22 protein-coding genes are annotated in these 21,241 nt (G+C 42.0%); 10 read left to right on the top strand and 12 right to left on the bottom strand.

Going from position 1 to position 21,241, the window contains the following annotated elements:
- Positions 1 to 32: 32 nt before the first annotated feature.
- The 3 genes from groL (at position 33) to K1X76_05755 (ending at position 3,462) form a co-directional block, all read left to right on the top strand.
- Positions 33 to 1,682, top strand: coding sequence for a chaperonin GroEL (groL, locus tag K1X76_05765; GenBank protein MBX7148574.1), 1,650 nt, complete (start codon positions 33 to 35; stop codon positions 1,680 to 1,682).
- Between the two features lie 101 nt (positions 1,683 to 1,783).
- Positions 1,784 to 2,704 (top strand): ABC transporter ATP-binding protein, encoded by a 921-nt coding sequence (locus K1X76_05760; protein MBX7148573.1) that lies wholly within the window; start codon positions 1,784 to 1,786, stop codon positions 2,702 to 2,704.
- Positions 2,701 to 3,462 (top strand): ABC transporter permease, encoded by a 762-nt coding sequence (locus tag K1X76_05755; protein ID MBX7148572.1) that lies wholly within the window; start codon positions 2,701 to 2,703, stop codon positions 3,460 to 3,462. Before K1X76_05760 ends, K1X76_05755 begins: the two co-directional genes overlap by 4 nt.
- On the opposite strand, the gene K1X76_05750 is transcribed toward K1X76_05755, so the two are convergent.
- Together K1X76_05750 and K1X76_05745 are read right to left on the bottom strand one after the other, a co-directional pair.
- A complete protein-coding gene (locus K1X76_05750; GenBank protein ID MBX7148571.1) occupies positions 3,452 to 3,895 on the bottom strand; it encodes an MAPEG family protein in 444 nt (147 codons plus the stop codon). The two genes, K1X76_05755 and K1X76_05750, sit on opposite strands and share 11 nt — an antisense overlap.
- Before the next feature lie 22 nt (positions 3,896 to 3,917).
- Positions 3,918 to 4,352, bottom strand: a complete 435-nt coding sequence (locus K1X76_05745) for a response regulator (protein MBX7148570.1) — start codon at positions 4,350 to 4,352, stop codon at positions 3,918 to 3,920.
- Positions 4,353 to 4,671: 319 nt separating this feature from the next.
- Here K1X76_05745 and K1X76_05740 point away from each other — a divergent pair, with 319 nt between their 5' ends.
- The 5 genes from K1X76_05740 (at position 4,672) to K1X76_05720 (ending at position 10,187) form a co-directional block, all read left to right on the top strand.
- Positions 4,672 to 5,850: a porin gene (locus K1X76_05740; GenBank protein MBX7148569.1), complete on the top strand. Its 1,179-nt coding sequence runs from the start codon at positions 4,672 to 4,674 to the stop codon at positions 5,848 to 5,850.
- 93 nt (positions 5,851 to 5,943) lie between these two features.
- The gene (gene tmk / locus K1X76_05735; GenBank protein ID MBX7148568.1) at positions 5,944 to 6,582 is read left to right on the top strand and encodes a dTMP kinase; all 639 of its coding nucleotides are present in this window, start codon (positions 5,944 to 5,946) and stop codon (positions 6,580 to 6,582) included.
- The gene (gene holB / locus K1X76_05730; protein ID MBX7148567.1) at positions 6,579 to 7,514 is read left to right on the top strand and encodes a DNA polymerase III subunit delta'; all 936 of its coding nucleotides are present in this window, start codon (positions 6,579 to 6,581) and stop codon (positions 7,512 to 7,514) included. The genes tmk and holB overlap by 4 nt, the downstream gene beginning before the upstream one ends.
- Positions 7,511 to 9,436 carry a methionine--tRNA ligase gene (gene metG, locus K1X76_05725; protein MBX7148566.1) on the top strand — a complete coding sequence of 642 codons (1,926 nt, stop codon included), beginning with the start codon at positions 7,511 to 7,513 and terminating at the stop codon, positions 9,434 to 9,436. The genes holB and metG overlap by 4 nt, the downstream gene beginning before the upstream one ends.
- Positions 9,420 to 10,187, top strand: a complete 768-nt coding sequence (locus K1X76_05720) for a homocysteine S-methyltransferase family protein (protein MBX7148565.1) — start codon at positions 9,420 to 9,422, stop codon at positions 10,185 to 10,187. The genes metG and K1X76_05720 overlap by 17 nt, the downstream gene beginning before the upstream one ends.
- On the opposite strand, the gene K1X76_05715 is transcribed toward K1X76_05720, so the two are convergent.
- The 10 genes from K1X76_05715 to K1X76_05670 form a co-directional block, all read right to left on the bottom strand.
- Positions 10,139 to 10,825 (bottom strand): ComF family protein, encoded by a 687-nt coding sequence (locus tag K1X76_05715; GenBank protein MBX7148564.1) that lies wholly within the window; start codon positions 10,823 to 10,825, stop codon positions 10,139 to 10,141. The two genes, K1X76_05720 and K1X76_05715, sit on opposite strands and share 49 nt — an antisense overlap.
- 2 nt (positions 10,826 to 10,827) lie before the next feature.
- Positions 10,828 to 12,369 carry a 2,3-bisphosphoglycerate-independent phosphoglycerate mutase gene (gene gpmI / locus K1X76_05710; protein MBX7148563.1) on the bottom strand — a complete coding sequence of 514 codons (1,542 nt, stop codon included), beginning with the start codon at positions 12,367 to 12,369 and terminating at the stop codon, positions 10,828 to 10,830.
- Positions 12,365 to 12,829 (bottom strand): 23S rRNA (pseudouridine(1915)-N(3))-methyltransferase RlmH, encoded by a 465-nt coding sequence (locus K1X76_05705; protein ID MBX7148562.1) that lies wholly within the window; start codon positions 12,827 to 12,829, stop codon positions 12,365 to 12,367. Before K1X76_05705 ends, gpmI begins: the two co-directional genes overlap by 5 nt.
- Complete coding sequence (gene rsfS / locus K1X76_05700) at positions 12,829 to 13,122, bottom strand: ribosome silencing factor (GenBank protein ID MBX7148561.1); 294 nt, start codon at positions 13,120 to 13,122, stop codon at positions 12,829 to 12,831. Before rsfS ends, K1X76_05705 begins: the two co-directional genes overlap by 1 nt.
- A gap of 214 nt (positions 13,123 to 13,336) precedes the next feature.
- A complete protein-coding gene (locus tag K1X76_05695; GenBank protein ID MBX7148560.1) occupies positions 13,337 to 14,599 on the bottom strand; it encodes a glutamate-5-semialdehyde dehydrogenase in 1,263 nt (420 codons plus the stop codon).
- 16 nt (positions 14,600 to 14,615) lie between these two features.
- Positions 14,616 to 15,407, bottom strand: coding sequence for a glutamate 5-kinase (proB, locus tag K1X76_05690; protein MBX7148559.1), 792 nt, complete (start codon positions 15,405 to 15,407; stop codon positions 14,616 to 14,618).
- Complete coding sequence (gene obgE, locus K1X76_05685; protein MBX7148558.1) at positions 15,404 to 16,399, bottom strand: GTPase ObgE; 996 nt, start codon at positions 16,397 to 16,399, stop codon at positions 15,404 to 15,406. Before obgE ends, proB begins: the two co-directional genes overlap by 4 nt.
- A gap of 177 nt (positions 16,400 to 16,576) precedes the next feature.
- On the bottom strand, positions 16,577 to 16,831 hold the full coding sequence (rpmA, locus tag K1X76_05680; protein ID MBX7148557.1) for a 50S ribosomal protein L27: 255 nt from the start codon (positions 16,829 to 16,831) through the stop codon (positions 16,577 to 16,579).
- 80 nt (positions 16,832 to 16,911) lie between these two features.
- Positions 16,912 to 17,220: a 50S ribosomal protein L21 gene (rplU, locus tag K1X76_05675; GenBank protein ID MBX7148556.1), complete on the bottom strand. Its 309-nt coding sequence runs from the start codon at positions 17,218 to 17,220 to the stop codon at positions 16,912 to 16,914.
- 84 nt (positions 17,221 to 17,304) lie between these two features.
- Positions 17,305 to 18,510, bottom strand: a complete 1,206-nt coding sequence (locus K1X76_05670) for an efflux RND transporter periplasmic adaptor subunit (GenBank protein MBX7148555.1) — start codon at positions 18,508 to 18,510, stop codon at positions 17,305 to 17,307.
- Positions 18,511 to 18,589: 79 nt separating this feature from the next.
- Between K1X76_05670 and K1X76_05665 the strand changes: the two genes are divergently transcribed.
- On the top strand, positions 18,590 to 19,264 hold the full coding sequence (locus tag K1X76_05665; protein MBX7148554.1) for a hypothetical protein: 675 nt from the start codon (positions 18,590 to 18,592) through the stop codon (positions 19,262 to 19,264).
- Positions 19,265 to 19,306: 42 nt separating this feature from the next.
- Positions 19,307 to 21,238 (top strand): response regulator, encoded by a 1,932-nt coding sequence (locus K1X76_05660; protein ID MBX7148553.1) that lies wholly within the window; start codon positions 19,307 to 19,309, stop codon positions 21,236 to 21,238.
- The last annotated feature ends 3 nt before the right edge of the window (positions 21,239 to 21,241 follow it).

Genomic DNA, 21,241 nt, shown 5'->3' with positions numbered 1-21,241 from the left:
GTTTTAATAACAATCAATTGAAGGAGTAATGTATGGCTAAGGAAATTATTTTTGACGAAAAGGCGAGAGCCAAAATTTTAAACGGTGTTAACGTATTAGCAAACGCCGTAAAAGTAACATTAGGCCCTAAAGGCCGTAACGTGGTGATCGACAAATCGTTTGGCGCTCCCACAGTTACCAAAGACGGTGTAACTGTTGCTAAAGAAGTAGAACTTGAAGACAAGTTTGAAAACATGGGTGCCCAAATGGTAAAAGAAGTGGCTTCCAAAACATCGGATAACGCCGGTGACGGAACCACCACTGCTACTGTATTAGCCCAAGCAATTTACCGCGAAGGTTCCAAGCTTGTAGCCGCTGGCCATAACCCCATGGCTATTAAACGCGGTATCGATAAAGCGGTTGCCTCTGTAGTTGCCGACCTTAAAAAATTGTCTAAACAAACCAAAGACAGAAAAGAAATTGCTCAAGTAGGCGCTATCTCAGCCAACAACGATAGCACCATCGGCGACATCATTGCCGAAGCTATGGATAAGGTAGGCAAAGAAGGCGTTATTACCGTTGAAGAAGCTAAAGGCATGGAAACCACTTTAGATGTAGTGGAAGGTATGCAATTTGACCGCGGTTACCTTTCTCCTTACTTTGTAACCGATCCCGAACGCATGTTGTGCACCTTGGATAACCCTTTAATTTTAATTAACGAAAAGAAGATTTCCAGCATGAAGGATTTACTCCCCGTGCTTGAACAAGTGGCCAAAGTAGGCCGCCCTCTTTTGATTATTGCCGAAGAAGTAGAAGGCGAAGCCCTTGCTACTCTTGTGGTAAACAAATTGCGCGGCACCATCCAAGTGTGTGCTGTAAAAGCCCCTGGCTTTGGTGATCGTCGTAAAGCCATGCTTGAAGACATTGCCATCTTAACCGGTGGTAAATTAATTGCCGAAGAATTGGGTATTAAGCTTGATTCAATCGAATTAAAAGATTTGGGCCAAGCTAAGCGTATTACTGTTGATAAAGAAAATTCCACCATCATCGATGGCGCTGGTAAAAAAGGCGATCTTGAAGGCCGTGTAAAACAAATTCGTGCTCAGATGGAAGAAACCACTTCCGATTACGATCGCGAAAAATTACAAGAACGTTTGGCCAAATTAGTTGGCGGAGTTGCCGTTATTAACGTAGGCGCTGCTACCGAAGTGGAAATGAAAGAAAAGAAAGCCCGCGTGGAAGATGCTTTGCATGCTACCCGCGCCGCTGTTGAAGAAGGTGTTGTTCCTGGCGGTGGTGTGGCCTTAATCCGCTGCATTGCTTCTTTGTCTAAAATCAAATTGTCTGAAGAAGAACAATTTGGTGTAACTCTCATTCAACGCGCTTTAGAAGAACCTCTTCGCCAAATTGCTGGCAATGCAGGGTTAGAAGGCGCCATCGTTGTTGAAGAAGTAAAGAAAAACAGCGGTGCTTTTGGTTTTAATGCTCAAACCGAAAAGTATGAAGACTTAATTAAAGCCGGTGTGATTGATCCCACCAAGGTAACCCGTACTGCCATTCAAAACGCAGCTTCGGTTTCATCCTTGATGCTCACCACCGAAGCCATGATTGCCGATAAGCCTGAAGACAAAGGCAGCGGCGGCCCTGCTGGCGGCGGTATGCCTCCAATGGGTGGTATGGGTGGTATGGGCGGCATGATGTAAAGCCCCCGGGTTCATCCCAACTTAGTTACAAAAAACCCTCCGCCACAAGCGGGGGGTTTTTTATTTCCAAAATCATTTGCATCCGCTATACACATTACTCCATGGCCCCTATTCTTTCTGTTACCAATCTCAACAAAACCTACAAAGGCGGATTTGACGCGCTTAAAAATATTAATTTGGATGTGCATAAAAGTGAGATCTTTGCTCTTTTGGGTCCTAACGGTGCCGGAAAAACCACACTCATCAGTATTATTTGCGGCATTGTAACGGCCACTCAAGGGACTGTGATAGTAGACGGGCATGATAATGTAAATAATTACCGCGCCGCGCGCTCGCTTATTGGTTTAGTACCGCAAGAATTAACAACCGATGCCTTTGAAAGCGTGTGGAACACGGTAAGCTTTAGCCGCGGGCTTTTTGGAAAACCAAAAAACCCTGCTTACATTGAAGACATTCTTAAAAAATTATCTCTATGGGATAAAAAAGATAACCGTGTAATGACATTATCGGGCGGGATGAAACGCCGCATGATGATTGCCAAAGCGCTTTCGCACGAACCCAAGATTTTATTTTTAGACGAGCCTACTGCGGGTGTAGATGTAGAATTGCGTAACGACATGTGGAAACAGGTACGTATTTTGCGCGAATCGGGTGTAACTGTAATTTTAACAACGCATTACATAGACGAGGCCGAAGAAATGGCCGACCGCATTGGCATTATCAATAAAGGGGAATTGGTATTAGTGGAAGACAAACACAAGCTCATTAAAAAACTGGGCACCAAACAATTAACACTCGATTTGCAAGAGCCGCTTGATATTATTCCTGAGTTACTGAAAGACTATAAGCTAGAGCTCTCCAAAAATAAGATGCAACTCATTTACACCTACGATTCCAGCAAAGAAGACAATGGCATTGCCACCCTACTGAATAAATTGGGAGACACCACGGTAAAATACAAAGATATCAATACCAGCCAAAGTTCGCTGGAAGATATTTTTGTGCAATTAGTAAAAAGATGAACTATAGAGCCGTACAATCTATCTATAAATTTGAAATGTCACGCATGTGGCGCACCATTGGGCAAAGCATTGCCTCGCCGGTGATGTCTACCTCCCTTTATTTTGTGGTGTTTGGTTCGGCCATTGGCAGCCGCATGAGTGAAATAGATGGCGTTAAATACGGCAGCTTTATTGTGCCTGGTTTAATTATGCTGGCTGTTTTAAGCCAAAGCATTTCTAACGCCTCCTTTGGTATTTATTTTCCTCGTTTCTCGGGAACTATTTACGAAGTCCTTTCAGCTCCTATTTCGGTAGTAGAAATTGTTTTAGGTTATGTGGGAGCCGCAGCATCTAAATCGCTCATTATTGGCAGTATTATTCTCATTACATCAAGCCTCTTTGTGCCTATTGAAATTAAACATCCCTTTTGGATGGCTACTTTTCTTATTTTAACGTGCGTCACCTTTAGTTTATTTGGTTTTATTATTGGTATATGGGCCGATGGTTTTGAAAAATTACAAATTATTCCTCTACTTGTGATTACGCCCCTTACCTTTTTAGGCGGCAGTTTTTATTCCATCAACATGCTCCCCCCCTTGTGGCAAAAAATTTCACTCTTAAACCCTGTGGTGTATTTGATTAGTGGTTTTAGATGGAGTTTTTACGAAACATCGGATGTGGGTGTAGAACACAGTCTCATGATGATTGCCGTGTTTATGATTTCGTGCCTAGCCATTATTGCCCGTCTTTTTAAAACTGGATATCGGCTTAAGAATTAAGAATTGTAAGATACCACCTAATCCACATCACTATTAAAATAATATTACTCGTTAAAAAAGCCGCAAAACGTAACATCACATGATTAAAGGTAAGATGAATAAGTGTATGCACCACGCGCAACCCTACATAAGCCCAAGCTAACCCGTGAAATAAGGGGTCTAAACGATGAGTGATAAAAATAACAATAACGGCCGCATAAAAGAAAACAGGCATTTCAAATAAATTGGCCAAATTACGCTTGGCTTTAATGGCACCTTCAGTTTCGTCTCCCTGATTAAATAACTTATAGTAGTCCATAGATACTTGTTTTGCTTTAACCCCTCTATCGCGGGCAAAAGCCAACCGAAACAACACCACGTTAGCCAGTACAAACATCGCAAAAATAGTGGATAAAAAACAAAGTTCGGCTTTAGTAACAGCAAGGGTTTCCATAATTTTCCTTTTAAAAAGTGAGTTAGGCTACTTTGGAGAGCATATGCTCTATTTTGTTAACAAGGGTAGAAACATGAAAAGGCTTGGTCACGTAATCATCGGCCCCATATTGCAAACCAGCCAAGCGATCGGTTTGGCTATCTTTGGCCGAAATCATGAGGACTAAGGTATCTTTTAAATCTTGGTCTTCGCGGATCATTTTGCACAGCTCAATACCACTCATACCAGGCATCATGATATCCAGAAGTACTAAACGGGGCGCTTTGGTTTTTAGAATACCCCACGCTTCCTGGGCATCACCAGCCGATAAAATAGAATATTGCTTTGGCGTTAACACAGCCCCCAGCATTTTGTGAACTTGCGGATCGTCATCTACTATAAGGATAGGGGATGTATTCATGAGGAACACACCATACTCCAACAAAAGAAAGACGACAATAGCTAACCCTATACGCATTGCGTCATCATAAACCTTGACGCATTCTGTCATTCGGCGTATAGGGGTGAACCCCCAAAAACGACATATAATTGACATATAATTATACTTAATTGAATACAATTTAATATGTAATTAAACCCAATTCGTTTCTTGACATCGAGCGTTAATGTCTTTACACTCGCCTGCAATACAGTCCGTTCATCCACACTTTGGCCACAAGCCCGAGTGAATACGTAATGTATGAAAATGAAATATCAAAGGAAGCCAAAGGGGGTTTTATACCCTTTTTGTCTATTTTGATGGACTGTATGAACCTAATTAAAAGGAGAAAAACAACATGAAGAAACTCATATACACAGGCTTGTTGGCCGCCATGGTTATGGCTTCCACAAGCGCACGTGCCAATGGCACACCTGCTCCTGCTCCCGCTAGCGAAGGCCTGGAAATTTCCGGCGCCGTTGACATAGTTGGTGGCTGGCAGCACGACGATAAAGACGCCGCTGGAACCACTGGTTCTATCGGTGGCCTTGCTGATTACGACAATGGCGCTGCCATTGGTAACACCAGCAACGGCGATCACTTCCGCATGGTTGTAAACCAAGTAGAAGTTGATCTTCAAAAAAGCTTTGGCGAAAACATCCGCCTTCGCGCCGACCTCGACTTCCGTGACTTGGCTAACACCAATGGCACAGGAGCTGGTGGTGACGTTGTAAACGTAGAACAAGCTTATGTTACCGCCAACATCGCTGCTGGCAATGGTATCGAATTCTTGTTCGGTAAATTCAATGCCCCTGTTGGTGTTGAATCGGTTGATAGCCGCGATAACTGGCTCATCTCGTATGCTGCTCCTTATCGCTATATGACCCCTACCAGCGTTACCGGTGCTAAAATCTACTACGCTTTCAGCGATTTAGTAGACTTGCACGTTGGCGTTGTTAACAACTTAAACGCTGCTGGTTTTGGCGATAGCCGCATCCCTTCTGCCCTTGTACGCTTGGGCTTTAACTGGGGTGAAGAAGGTCGCGAATCTACCTTAGGTATTTCCGGTGGTTTTGGTCCTGAAACCGCTGGCAACAGCGATTTTGATTTCTACGGCGACGTAGATTTCATGTGGGCTGCTTCCGATACCATCAGCGTTGCTGCTGAAGGTGTATACCGTTCGTCTGACACTGGCGTAGCTGGTGGCAACAAACGTACTGCGATTGCCGGCTTAGCTGCTTTGAACTACAAAGCTAGCGATGTTTGGGATATCACTGGCCGTGTTGGCTACATTTGGGAAATGGATCCCATCGGTATTACTGACCCTGCTTCTACCACTGGTGGCGCTTACACCGGTCTTGGTGGAACAACCGGTTTCGAAGGTACCTCTTTATCAGGTACTTTGGGTGTAGGTTACCAAATTGCTGACGGTGCTAAAATGAAATTAGAATACCGTTATGATTGGGTAAAAGCTGCTAAAGCTCAGGCTAACTCTGATGCTCAGTCGCTCTTGGCTCAATTTGCCTATACTTTCTAATTTATAAATTAGACTGTTTTATAAAAAGCCCCTCCCTCACGGGAGGGGCTTTTTTATTTGTATTTTCCCCTTCTTGCCCCTATATACCTAGAAATGCCCTCTTCACTTTTTATTACATTTGAAGGTACCGAAGGCTGTGGCAAAAGCACGCAAATAGCCCTGTTAGAACAATATTTAAAATCAAAAGGGGTATCTGTAAAACTCACACGCGAACCGGGAGGCACCCCCACAGCAAACGCTATCCGCAGTATTTTGCTCGATTCTAAAAACAAGGAAATTAAACCCTTAACCGAACTTCTCCTCTACACGGCATCACGAGCTCAGCATGTGGAGGAACTCATTCAACCATCCCTTCTCAATCACCAGATTGTTCTGTGCGATCGTTTTACCGATGCTACCCTGGCCTACCAAGGCTATGGCCGAGGGCTCGATTTAAAGCTGATTGATAACTTAAATAAGATGGCCACCCAGGGGTTAACTCCGCATAAAACTTTTTTGTTTAATTTAGACCCGGCTATAGGATTAAAGCGGGCGCTCGATCGCAATGCACAGGCCACTACCGATGAAGGCCGTTTTGAAAACGAAAAACTGGAGTTTCATAAAAAAGTTCAGGCTGGTTACTTAGCCTTAGCCAAAAATGAGCCACACCGATTTGAAATTATTGATGCCTCCGGAAGTAAAGAAACCATTCATCAGATGGTGATACAAAAAATAGAGGCGTTACTGGCATGAAGTTTTTTGGTCACGAACATAATTGGCAGCAACTGATACACGAAGCCCAAAATCAAAGCTTGGCCCAAGCCTACTTATTTTATGGGCCAAGTGGTATTGGCAAACAACTGGTAGCCCGCACTTTTGTGGCTTATTCATTTTGTGAAAAAATCCAAAACCCGCAAGATACAGTCTCTCTCTTTGGCGATACCGAACCTAAAAGCCAATTGCCCTGCGGCACTTGTGCTGCTTGCTTAAAAGTATCCTCCAATCAACATCCCGATTTTTTCTTTTTAGATGGCGAGAATGAAACAGTAAAAATTGATCATGTGCGCTCCCTTCAAAAACGCATTTCCATGGCTCCGCTGGAGGCCAAAGCCAAAATTGTGGTGATTAATAATATTAACGAAATGACCACCCAAGCTGGCAATGCCCTTTTAAAAACTTTGGAAGAACCACCTGCCAATACTTATTTTATTTTGGTAGCGTCTCAACTCTTTAGCGTTCTCCCCACCATACGCTCGCGTTGCCGCAAATTACATTTTAATCCACCTCCCTTTGAAACCACGCTAGAGTGGCTTAAAACACAGGTGGAAGCCGATAGCATTGGTTTAAAACATGTTTTGGAAATAGCTGAGGGCTCTCCCGGTTATGCTCTAAAACTCTATTCGGATGAACTGAATGCCTTTTTGGATGACTGCAAAACTCTGACACAAGGAAAAGCCAGCTTTACTCATATTAAGCAAAAAGTGGATGAATGGGTAAAAGCCGACTATGATCCTGCCGATGGGCTCCAGTTTTTAAAGAAAAACTTTTTTACAAAAATGGTAAGTAGCGGCGACACAAACTTCATGCAAAAAATAGAATTGATTGAAAAAACCCAAAAAGATATGAAGCGAAACGTGAATAAGGCTTTAGCCTTGGAAAATTTGTTTTTGGGATTAAGCTCATGAGTACACTTTTTTATACAACCGCAATCGATTACGTCAACAGCCTGCCACATATTGGCACGGCCTACGAAAAAATTGGCACCGATATTTTGGTACGCTGGAACAAACTTCTGGGCCAAAACGTTTTGTTTCAGATGGGTAACGATGAACACAGTGCCAATGTGCAAAAAGCCGCAGAAGGGAAAAACCTTTCGCCCAAAGCCTATTGCGACGGCATGCGCCCGCAGTTTGAAGATATTTGGAAAAAACTCAATATCAGCTACGATAATTTTATCCAGACAAGCGATCCCCGCCACGAAAAAGTTGTGTATGAGTTTTTTGATCGTGTTGTAAAAAAAGGGGATATTGAAGAACGCGACTACGAAGGCTGGTACTGCGAATCGTGTGAGGCTTTTTATACCGAAAAAGATTTAGAAAATGGCCTCTGTAAAAATCACCAAAAAAAACCAAAATGGCTTAAAGAAAAAAATTACTTTTTTAAACTTAAAAAATATACTGATCAGTTACTGGCCCATATCGAAAAAAACCCTAATTTTATCTTACCCGCCAAACGTAAAAATGAAGTGGTTAATTTTATTAAGGGCGGATTAGAAGATTTTAGTATTTCACGCAGCACCTTTACCTGGGGCATTCCCGTTCCTTTAAACCAAAAACATGTTTTTTATGTATGGTTTGATGCACTCATTAATTATATTTCGCTCTTAGACGTTAAAAATTTAAACGAATTAGAAAAAAATCCCTACTGGCAGAACGTAACTCACATCGTAGGCAAAGATATCACACGCTTTCACTGCATCATCTGGCCGGCCATGCTGATGTCCGCCGGCTTACCTCTCCCCAAACATGTTTTTGGCCATGGTTTTGTGTATTTAAAAGGCGAAAAAATGAGTAAGTCGCTGGGCAACGTGGTCACGCCACTCGATATCCTCGCTAAGTATCCAGACTTTGGCAGTGACGCTCTCCGGTACACATTAATGAGAAATTCCAGCTTTGGTGACGATGCCGATTTTACCTGGGATGGATTTATTGAACGCTACAATGCAGATTTAGCGAATGGCTTGGGAAATTTAGCTGCCCGAATTTTGGGGATGATTTGGAAATATCAAGACGGTAAGCTTGCGCCTCTTTCAACAAGCGCCTCCGAGATTAGGAGTATTGATAAAGTGATCGGAGAAGTTTCCAAACTGTTAAATCCCATGGAAGGTGGCGATGTTCAAAGTCATTTGGCTTTAGAAAAAATCTGGGCCTATATCACCTCGATTGATCAATACATTGATAAACAAGCCCCATGGACACTCGCTAAAGAAAAGAAAACTGATATCTTGTCGAATGTACTGACAGAAGTTGTACACGGTCTCTATCAAGTATGTTTGTTATGTTACCCGTTTATTCCCACATCCATTGAAAAAATATGGACTGCATACGGCTTTGATAATTTTAAAAAATTATCGGCCATGGCTTTTGCCGATTTAAAAAAGAGCCCCTTAAATCAGGCACACAGTATCAAAGAACAAAAGTTAAACTTATTCCCGAGGATTATTATGGAAGAAAAAACAGCACCCACTCCCGCTCCGGCACCTAAAAAAGAAGAAACTCTTGAGGGTGTGATTGATATTAAAGACTTTGGCAAAGTAGATTTACGTGTTGCCAAAGTACTGAGCGCCGAAAAAGTGGAAGGAACCGATAAATTATTAAAGCTGCAGGTAGAATTGGGAAGTGAAACACGCCAGATGATTTCGGGCATTGCGCAACATTATACGGCTGAATCTCTCGTTGGAAAACTTATTGTAATTGTGGCCAATTTAAAGCCTGCCAAAATAAAGGGGATTGAAAGCTTTGGGATGCTGCTGGCTGCAAAAGACGGTGACAAGTTAGTGTTAGTAACTCCCGAAGCCCCTATAGGTTCTAATGCAAAAGTTGGCTAAACCCATTTTAATGGATGGCGCCATAGGCACCGAGCTCATCCGGCGTGGTATCAAGCTTGAGGGTGCCTCTTGTAAAATTAATCTCACACATCCTGATCTTGTTGCCCAAATCCATCGTGATTATTTAAAAGCCGGTAGCCAGATGCTGCTAACGAATACGTTTGGGTTAACGGTAGACGACGATTTAGAACCCCTTATCACAAAAGCTTATCAGCTCCTCCCAAAGGCCTCTATTGGTGCCTCTATCGCTCCACTCTTTACAGGAACAGAGGATCAACGAAAAAAATCCTATCAACAGCAATATACATGCCACATCAAACGCGCTCCGGATTTTATTATTCTGGAAACTTTTATCACAGCTGCAGAAGCAAGACTCGCCCTTGAATCTTACCCCCATACAAATATCCCTCTCATGATACTCTTTTCAAAAACTCAAAAGGGTTGGCTGATTAGCTCGGATGAAATCAAAAAACTGATTCAGGATTTTAAGCTCACACATGTGGGTTTTAATTGCAGTGACGGGCCTGCATCGGTAAAAGACATGTTTAGTAGTTTTAAAAATACAGAGGTAGAATTAATTGTTAAACCCAATACAGGGTTGCCGGCCATGTCGGATGATCAGTTTGTAGCAGAAATGAACTATTATATTGAAAATGGTGCCGCTTATATTGGTGGCTGCTGTGGCACAAGCCCCACTACAATTCACAGTTTAAAAGCAACTGTGACACAGCCCACTTCACGAGGGGCATGATCCTTTAAGGCTTTGGCGCATGCCTGTAAGGTAGCACCTGTTGTGGTCACATCATCAATCAACACTACTTTTTTATCTTTCAAAAGCTCCGGATTATCTTCAAACAAAAACGCCCCCTTCATATTTTGAAGTCGTTCTTCGCGACCTAAACCTACCTGCGGGGCTGTATCAATCACTCGTTTTAAAGAATCTCTTAAAAATGGAATTTTTGTTTTATGGGATACTTTTTCGACAATAAGAAGACTTTGATTATACCCACGCGCTTTTAATTTTTTTAGATGAAGAGGTACGGGGATTAAAAGATCTGCATCGCCCAAATAAGAAGACATGTGCTCTATCAATTGATTGGCTAAAAAAGAAACAGGCGAAAAATTATTTTCGTATTTTAATGAGGTAATTAAACTTGAGACTGGTTCATGGTACAAAGCCATGCTGCGCGACCAATCAAAATGAGGCTTGTTACGGATACACGCCGGGCAAGGATGGTTGTTGGGAACATTTTCTTCAAAAGGAAGGCCACAAAGGGTGCATTGCGGAGAAGAAATCCATTTTATTTTTTGAAAGCAGTTTTGACACAAAACCCCTTTGGATAATTCTCCACACGACAAACACGGAGAGGGGAAAAAAAAGGAAAGCATATTTAATTGATAATCAAACTATCACCCGTCATTTCTTTGGGTTTATCTATCCCCAAAATTTTAAGCATGGTAGGTGCCACATCACACAAACGTCCACCGGCGGATTTGAGTTTAACGCTTAACTGATTGGATACCACAATAAAAGGCACCAAATTAGTGGTATGTGCCGTATGTGGCTTGCCATTTTTATCGACCGTTTCTTCCGAATTGCCATGATCGGCTGTTACCAGCACAGTACCGTCCTTTTTGAGAACAGCCTCCACTACTTTTTTAATACAGGTATCCAGATAAGTAATCGCACGAATGATAGCATCTTCTTTTGCCGTATGCCCTACCATGTCGGCGTTGGCAAAATTTAGAATTACCACGTCGGTTTTATCTTCGTTAATCAATGGAATAACAGCATCGGCAATGGCACCCGCACTCATTTCGGGCTTTAAATCGTAAGTGGCCACTTCACGAGGCGATGGAATTAATACCCGTTCTTCATTTTTAAAAACTCCCTCACGCCCACCACCAAAAAAGAAAGTGACGTGCGCGTATTTTTCGGTTTCGGCAATACGGAGCTGACGCAAACCTTTTTCGCTGATAATTTCTGGAAAAATTCGCGTGGGCAAATTTGGAGAAAAAGCAACAGGGGCACTAAGCGCTTGATCGTAAGGAGCCATGCATACAAATGCCGATAACTGCGGCTCCTTTTTACGCTTAAAACCGTCAAAATTTTTGGTAACCAGTGCATGCGAAATTTCACGCGCCCGATCGGCTCTAAAATTGTAAAAAATGATAGCATCGCCATCCTGAACACTACCAACAGGCTTGCCGTTATGAAGCACAACTTTGGGCTTTATAAATTCATCTCCCAAATTTTGATCATATGATTTTTGAACAATTTCGCGGGCAGAAATTTCGCCCTCGGTTAAACTTCCGGTCAGCATATCAAAAGCTTGTTCCACACGATCCCATCGCTTATCGCGATCCATGGCATAAAAACGCCCACACACACTGGCAATTTTTCCCACACCAATTTCTTTGAGTTTATCTTCTAACGCATCAATATATTTAATACCGTCTTCGGGGGCTGTATCGCGACCGTCCATAAAACAATGGATAAAAACATTGTTAACGCCTTCACTTTTAGCCATTTGAATGAGCGCGTAGAGATGATCTTGGTGAGAATGCACAGCGCCATCCGATAATAAACCCATGAGATGCAAATTTTTGCCGGTGCCTTTAACAGCATGAATAGCCTGAAGCAAAAATTGGTTTTTAAAAAAACTGCCGTTTTCTATAGCCTGATAAATTTGAGATAAACCGGTATATACAATGGAACCGGCACCCAAATTCATGTGTCCTACTTCCGAATTCCCCATAATACCTTGAGGCAAACCAACAGCGGGTCCGGAGGCATCAATAGCGGTATTGGGATAGTTTTTAATAAGAGAATCAAAAAAAGGTTTTTGGGCCAGTTCAATCCCGTTATGGGTTTTATCTTTGCGTATACCCCAGCCATCCAAAATCATGAGTAGTAATGGTTTCATATTAATGATGATATTTTTCACCCTTTAACAGAGTATGGGCCCGGTAGAGTTGCTCTAAAAAAACCGTACGGGCCAGTTCGTGTGGCATGGTGAGTGCCGATAAACTTAAAAAACCATTGGCTCTTTTTTTAAGGCTGTCGCCCAAACCATACGAGCCACCAATCACAAAGACCATCTTCTTTTTTCCGGAACTGTAAAACTGATTTAAAAAAGAAGAAAAATTCTCGGTTGTATATTCTTTTCCTTTTACATCAAGGCCAATCACCTGATCGGCTGGGTCAATATGCTCTAAAAGAGATAGGGCTTCTTCCTCATTTCGTTTAGCAATATTCTCCGCTTTGGAGTCTTTTACTTCGATAATCTTAAACGAAATATAATGCGTAAGACGTCCGGCATAATCTTCACATACTTCCTTTAAAGCCTTATTCTTCAGTTTGCCAACTGTAATAAGATGAACTGCCGGCATTATAATTTAAGTGTCTTGGCATCGTGCCACAATTTTTCAAGGCGATAAAACTCGCGTGTTTCTTCTAAAAACAAGTGACACACCACATCGCCGTAATCAATTAATACCCATTGGCCACCCACTTTACCTTCTACACCAATAGCATATTTCCCAAATTCTCTTTTTAAATCCATGCTAATTTTATCGGCAATCGACACCACCTGACGGGTATTGGAGCTGGAAGCAATAATCACATAATCGGTAAAGCTAGACGTCCCCTGCATATCCAGTACCACGATATCAGTAGCCTTCATATCATCACAAATCTGATAAATACGAGTGACATGAGCCGGTGCCTGGTCTTTCTTTTTAACTGCTTTTACGAGTTTAGCCGGTACTTTCTTAACTGTTTTTTTAGAAACTACATTTTTAACCGCTTTCTTAACTACTTTTTTAACCGGTTTTTTTACAGCTTTCTTAACAGGTTTCTTACTTACTTTTTTTGTACTTTTTTTAGTTTTTTTCATATTAGATTCTCACCTGACCATCGCCTTTGACGACAAATTTTGTTGTTGTTAATTCTTCTAATCCCATCGGACCAAATGCATGCAGCTTGGTGGTAGAAATACCAATCTCAGCACCCAAACCTAACTCACCACCATCATTAAAACGGGTGGACGCGTTCACCACAATGCAACTGGAATCGAGCGAACGGATAAAAAGATCGGCATGATCAGCGTTTTGCGTAACAATAGCTTCAGTGTGCTTAGAACCATGCTTACGGATAAAATTGATAGCTTCGCCAATATTTTTAACCACTTTTACCGATAAAATTAAATCGAGATACTCTGTATCCCAATCGGCATCTTTTGCCTTTTTAAGCGTAGGAACAATTTTTAAAGCTTCCTTATCGGCACGTAGCTCTACACTCAGTTTATTAAAGTGCTTAGACATCATAGGCAAAAAGGATGGAGCAATTTTTTCGTGGATTAAAAGATTTTCTAAAGCATTACATACCCCCGGGCGCTGTACTTTAGAATTTTCAACAATTACACGGGCCATATCCATATCCGCCGATTCATCTACAAAAAGATTACACACCCCTTTATCGTGCTTGATAATGGGGATAGAAGAATGCTCTTCCATAAAGCGCATCAGCCCCTCGCCGCCGCGCGGAATGACTACGTCAATATATTGCGAAAGTTTGAGGAGATCAGTGAGCATCTTGCGATCGGGTGAGGGTACAAGAGAAATTACGGAGGAATCCAAATCATGCCTCTTTAAAACAGCCTGCAAAACCTTACCTAAAATTTGATTACTGTAAAATGCCTCGGAACCTCCGCGCAAGATAACCGCATTCCCCGATTTAAAACAAAGTCCAGCTGCATCTACCGTTACATTGGGACGCGATTCATAAACAACCGCAATAACCCCTAAAGGGATACGCATGCGACGGATTTTTAAACCATTGGGACGTTCCCATTCTTTTACAATTTGCCCTACCGGGTCGGGAAGCTTGGCTACTTCAACCAAACCTTTTGCCATATCGTGAACGCGCTTTTCATTAAGCTCTAAACGTTCCAACATAGCTCCTTTTAACCCCTTCTTTTTGGCAGCTTTTAAATCTTTTTCATTTTCCTTAATAATGGATGGCATTTCCTTTTTAATTTCTTCCGCCATTTCCATTAAAATTTGGTTTTTTTGATCGCTAGAAAGCGTAAGAAGCTCAGACGAAGCCTCGCGAGTAAGCCGTGCTAATTTTTGAATTGGTTTTTCTTTTTTTACTGCCATTTACTGCTCCTGTAATTTAAATAAAAACTGTCCCCACGTTTTTACCGCTAAAAATCTTTTTTAGTATATCTTTCTCAAGTCCACTGGCAAGCCAGGTGGCAATACCCGATTTTTTTGCAATTTGGGCAGCCTTTAATTTTGTTGTCATGCCACCCGTACTTTTTTGCGAAAGGGTTCCACCCGCTTTACTAAATGTTTTACTGTCAATACGGCTCACCACATCTAACCTGCTGGCTTTTGGATTTTTCTTGGGATCGCTATCATAAAAACCATCAATATCGCTTAAAATAATAAGCAAATCGGCGCCAACCAAATGCGCCACCATGGCCGAGAGCTGATCGTTATCACCCACTACAATTTCATCCACCGCCACTGAGTCGTTTTCGTTAATTATGGGAATACTTTTTGTTTTAAACAATTCGGTAAAAGTGTGTTTGGCCGTTGTATAATTTTTTTTGTTATGCAGCTCCTGACGTGTGAGTAAAATTTGCGCCACATGAATTTTGTAACGGGTAAATGCTTTACCATAAAGCTGCATTAACTTGGGTTGGCCCAAAGCTGCAGCCGCCTGCTTTTTACTAACTTCGCTTGGTCTTTTTTTAAGGCTTAAAATATCCATCCCGCAAGCAATAGCTCCAGATGAAACAAGTACCACATCTAAACCACGAGCATGCAAAAGCGATACCTGCCTGGCTATATCGTTAAAAAATTTTATCCGTAAACCTTTGTGGTTGGTAATAAGCCCACTCCCCACTTTAATAACCACACGATGGGTTTTAGAAATAATATTTTGGTGTGTTTTACTCATTTTTTTAATTCTGTCCCAATATACTTTAACAAATCTTTTAATCCGTCACGCGTTATAGAAGAAATAACAAAAACTTTCTTTTTCGTCTTCTTAAAAAGAGTGACCACTTTAGCTACCTCTTTTTTAGTTAATAAATCGGCTTTGGTAAGCAAAATAATTTGATTGCGTCTCTTAAACGACACATCAAAAGCATTAAGCTCTTTATTGATAAGCTGATAACGCTTGTAAGGTTCAAGGGGCTCATCGGGCCCCAGACTCACCAGATGCAAAAACACCTTGGTCCGTTCAATATGACGTAAAAATTGTATTCCCAAACCATGCCCTTCGTGGGCGCCTTCAATAAGCCCCGGAATATCGGCCATGGTAAACGATTGATAGCCTGGTAATTCCACCACCCCTAAATTGGGTGTAAGTGTGGTAAAGGGATAATCGGCAATTTTAGGATGTGCGTGACTAATGCTGGACAAAAGAGTTGATTTGCCGGCATTGGGCATTCCCACTAAACCTACGTCGGCCAATAACTTAAGTTCTAAACGAATACGACGCTCTACAGCTTCGCCACCCGGTTCGGCTTGGCGTGGGGCCTGGTTTACCGAACTTTTAAAAGCCGTATTGCCACGCCCGCCGCGGCCTCCCAAGGCTAATGTTACCACCTGATTTTCATCCACCAAATCGGCCAAAAGTTCTTCGGTATCGGCATCGTATATAAGAGTGCCCAAAGGTAATTCCAAAATTAAATCTTCACCCTGTCGCCCAGCTTTTAAACTACCCATTCCAATACCACCATCAGGGGCCTTAAAATGTTTTTTATATCTAAAATCCATAAGGGTTGAGAGTTTTTTAGTGGCTTTAGCCAAAACATCTCCACCACGCCCACCATTACCCCCATTGGGGCCACCCCGCGGCACATACTTTTCACGTCTAAACGCCACGCAACCCCGGCCCCCGGCCCCCGACTTAATTTCTATAATAGCTTCATCAACGAATTTCATATTTTTTCTCTATTAAGCAAATCTTAAGAGTAACCCACCCCAACCCTCCCTTAGTCTAAGGGAGGGGCTTTCTTTTCTCTCCCCCTTAGACTAAGGGAAAGTTAGAGGGGGTTATTCTCTCCAAAAAAAAAGGCCATCCTTGTGGGACGGCCTTTCGTATTTCATCTTACGTAACCCTTAAGCGGGTAACACATGTACTTTTCTTTTAGCACCCGAAGTTAAAGTAAACTTTACCTTCCCTTGAATTTTAGCAAACAAAGTATAATCGGTACCGCAACCTACGTTTAAACCAGGATGAATCTGTGTACCACGTTGACGTACAATGATTTCTCCAGCATTAACCAACTGACCACCATAACGCTTAACACCTAAACGTTGCCCGTGAGAATCGCGTCCGTTGCGTGTAGACCCGCCGGCCTTTTTGTGTGCCATAATGAATTCCTTAGAGCCTGTTAATTATCGCTTGGGAGAATGTTACAGGCTCTTATCCCCGAAGCGTAAGCGTAGTGGGATTAAGCCTGAATGGCTTGAATTTCTACTCTTGTTTCTAATTGACGATGACCTTGTTTTTTATGGTAACCTTTGCGGCGTTTAAACTTATAAACAATCACTTTATCACCTTTATCTTGCGATAAAATTTTGCCTGTTACCTTGGCTCCACTTAAAAAAGGAGCACCCACTTTGGTAGAATCGCCTGTTACTAATAACACCTTATCAAACACAACTTCACTACCGGCATCACCCACAAGTTTTTCTACAACAATTTTAGAACCTTTAGAAACCTGATACTGTTTACCGCCGGTTTGAATAACTGCTTGAATTTCCATAACTTATTACCTTTCAGCCCCTCAACGAGGGAGATCAACAAAACGAGGTGGGACCTTATTATTTTTTACAAGCTATTGTCAAGTAGAACCTGGGGAGGGGGTTAAGGCCTGGGGTTGCGATGTAGGGGCCACAATTTTTACAAAACTGCCGTTACTCACACGATCAAAACCAGAGGTTATTACCAAATCGTCCACACGCATATCGGCATTAATACCCACTTCTTTATCGCCAAAGGTTTGTACAATATCCACCGGGGTTTTAAGAGCCTTGTTAACCGATACTACATACACAAATTTTTGACCGGCCTCGTCCAAAACGGCTTGCTTGGGCACCACCAGCACTTTTTCGGATTTACGAGTTTTAATAATAGCCTCACCCGCCTGCCCGTCTTTAATGGCGTTTTTTTCGTTAGGAAAATTCATTTTTATCTCAAGAGTACCGGTAGCAGGATCAATGGAAGGACTTACATACGACACCACGCCTTGTACTTTTATATCGGTACTTCCAGCTGGAGTGGCCCACACTGTGATCATTTTATCTATGTAAGAACTAACATCCTGAGGCACATGAGCTTTAAGCGTGATGGGATTCAGTGAAATCAGATCAAACAATGGATCGCCTGCATTAAGAGGTCTTCCTTCTACAGCCGTTTTAGCTTTTACTATACCATCAAGCGGCGACAACAGAGTGAGTGACACCAGGCTTTGATTAAGCGTTTCAATTTCCTTATTAAGCCTGTCTATGGTTGCTAAGAGCACCTTTTCATCATCCTGAGGGGCTGTTTGGGGCACCGGTGGAGGCGGAGGCAACTCTTTTTTGGGAGCTTCTTCATTAACCTCTTCGTCTAAAAATATCTTGTCGGCTTCGGTGATGTTAGAATTTGGCGGGTTAAGTGCCTGCTGAATAAGCTTACGAACATTTTCAAGCTTGGCCTGGGCTTCTTTTAGTTCGGCCTGCTTGGTATCCAGTGCCAGCTGGGTTGATTGCGACTGCATAATAGCCAGCACATCACCCGTATGAACCGTATCGCCCTCATTCACATTAATTTTTTCAATTTGTCCACTTACAGCAGCGGTTACCAAAGCGCGGTCGGAAGCCATAAACTGCCCGGGTGCTATAACAGTACGCGCCATTTCTTCAAACCGGGGCGAATTGGCCTGTACCTCAAACACCACGTCGCCAGGGCCCGGTAGTGGTGGTCCCTTTTTGGCGGGCACACAAGGCTCGGCAAAAGTAATAGCAAACGCCAAAAAAGGATAAACAAAAACATGCAATTTGCGCATGGCTAATTAAAAGCATGGATATACGAGGGTGTCAAATTATGAATGGACGGCAACATGAGACTATATAATAAATATAATTATGATTGGAAACCCGCTCCTTTTAATTGCTGCCACCAAGCCCGAATGGAGCTTTTTAAAAAAGCATTATGCTGTTAGACAGCAAACAAAGTTTCCGCCTCTTTATCAGCTAAGCGAGCAGCTTTATTTATTACAAATCGGAATTGGAAAAGAAGCGGCCTTAAAAAATCTGGATCTCCTAAAACAAAGCATTAATTTACAGGATCATAAAATTCTCCACATTGGCTATTCTGGGGCTCTCATTCCCTCTTTAAAAACTGGTGATTTAATTATACCTGAGGAAAATTCTTTAACTTTAAACAATATCACAGCGACAAGCGGCTCGTTTACTTCAAGCTCCGTTATTTTAAAAAACAAAGCCGAAAAAGAAATCCTTCATCAGCAAACAAAAGCAATTGCCGTGGACATGGAATATGAAACGGTAAAAACGTGGGCTCAAGATAACAAAATGCCCTACACCGCTTTGCGTGTTATATTTGATGAATTAGAAGAAGATATCAGCTTCTTAGCCGAAAACCCCATGATGCATGAAAACGGCGATATCAGTGCCGGCAAAGCAGCCCTGGCATTTGCCAAAAAACCTAATAATATCATGAGTATACCAAAACTTCAAAAAATGGCTCACCGGGCTTCGCATAGCCTCGAAAAAGCTCTCATGCAGCTTTTTTTCTCTTAAGTAATCGTCAAAAAAGCCGTAAACTTTACGTAGCCTAAAAATATGCTAAAAAACCAAACCAACAAAAAAACATGGTATTGGCTTTACTTTGTACTGGCCGCCTTCGATCTGGTGACTATCGGTATCAGTCTCTTTTTAAACCACCAAATCATGGGGCTTTATCAGGGTTCTATCGATACTAACCAGCAATGGTCGCACCGTATTGAGGAGTATACACAACTGCAAATTTTGGGCGGAAAAGTAAACGCACCCGGAAACGATGTATTTGATTCCAGAGATGTTGTAAGCGAACAAAACAAGGCCAATTCCTCACTAACTACATTTAAGCAAGAAAGAGAAAAAGCCCTCATCGATGCCAGTTCAATAAGCACACCCGAATACCGCCAAAGAATAATTTTAGAGTTAGAAAAAATTGACACAAAAATGACCGAAATGAAAGATGAGGCTGATCTTATTTTTGGTTATTTTAGAAACGGCGAAGAAGCAAAAGCTGGCGAACGCATGGCCACCATGGATAGAAAGTATGCTTTTCTGAACGAAGCCTTTTTTCAACTCCAAAAAACAGCCTTCGAAATCCAAAATCAGGAATTTAGCAAACAGATTACCTTAGCACTCCAGTACCGCAGCTACGAATATTTAATTGTTGGTATTATTATTTTTATTGTGTGCGGAGTCACTTTTTACGGTCGCATGTTAAATAAGGAAATGCATAAACATGCAGCTGAACGTGAAGACATCCTCAATAAATTGGAACAAAAAAACCGTGAACTGGATTTAGCCTTAAATAAAGCCGAAACCATAAACGAGCAACTCACCAAAACTCAAAACCAGCTATTACAATCGCAAAAAATGGAGTCTATCGGCAAACTGGCCGGAGGTATTGCTCACGATTTTAATAATTTATTAGGCCCAATTTTGGGCTATGCCGACATGCTGGGAACCGAATTTCAGGATAATCCCAAAGCACAAAAAAGACTTTCTATTATTACGCAATCGGCCAAAAGAGCCGCCACACTCACCAAACAATTATTAGGTTTTGCCCGTGAAGGGAAATACGAAAAACGCGTTGTGAATATCAACAACCTGATTGAAGAATCCATCCTCATGCTCTCAAGTTCTATTGGTAAAGACATCACCATCAACAAAATACTCAGCCCCACCCTCTGGAATGTTGAGGGTGATAGCACACAGCTTATTCAGAGTATTATGAATTTATCTCTTAACGCACGCGATGCCATGCCTAAAGGAGGGACTATATCGTTTGAAACAAGCAATTTTACAGTCGATAAAAAATTCTGCGAATATAAAAAGCATTTAAAACCGGGGCCCCATGTAAAATTAAGCATTGCCGACACAGGAACTGGCATTCCAAAAGACGTTATTCATCGCATTTTTGACCCGTTTTTCACTACCAAAGATGTAGGTAAAGGAAGCGGGCTTGGACTATCGATGGTAATGGGCATTGTACAAAATCATGGCGGCGATATTTTTGTATACTCTGAAGAAGGCCGCGGCACTATGTTTACACTTTATTTACCAAGCTCGAATGCCGATTTAAGCGTAGACGTAGAAACAGAAAAAACATCTCCAGAAAAACTACATTCCTTAAAAGGTAAAACAGTGATGGTAGTTGACGACGAAGAAAACATGCGCAACATGGCTGGCGACATTTTGGAATTGCTAGGCATGCACGTTATAAAAGCCGAAAACGGCATCAAGGCTTTGGAAATTATCAATCAGCCAACTCAAGTTGATTTCCTTATTTTAGATATCATGATGCCCGAAATGGGTGGTATTGAACTTTATAAAACTCTCAAATCTTTGGGGCACAAGCAGCCAGTCATTTTTGCAAGTGGCTACACCGCCAACGCCGAAATATCGGAGCTACTCAAAAACCCTGCTACATCTTTTATTCAAAAACCTTTTAAAATGGATTCCTTTATCGAACAACTGGCAACGGCAGTGATGGGATAAAAT

Source organism: bacterium (assembly GCA_019695305.1).
In the GTDB taxonomy this organism is placed as follows: domain Bacteria; phylum UBA10199; class UBA10199; order UBA10199; family JAIBAG01; genus JAIBAG01.
This window is presented reverse-complemented; position numbering and strand designations above follow the sequence as displayed.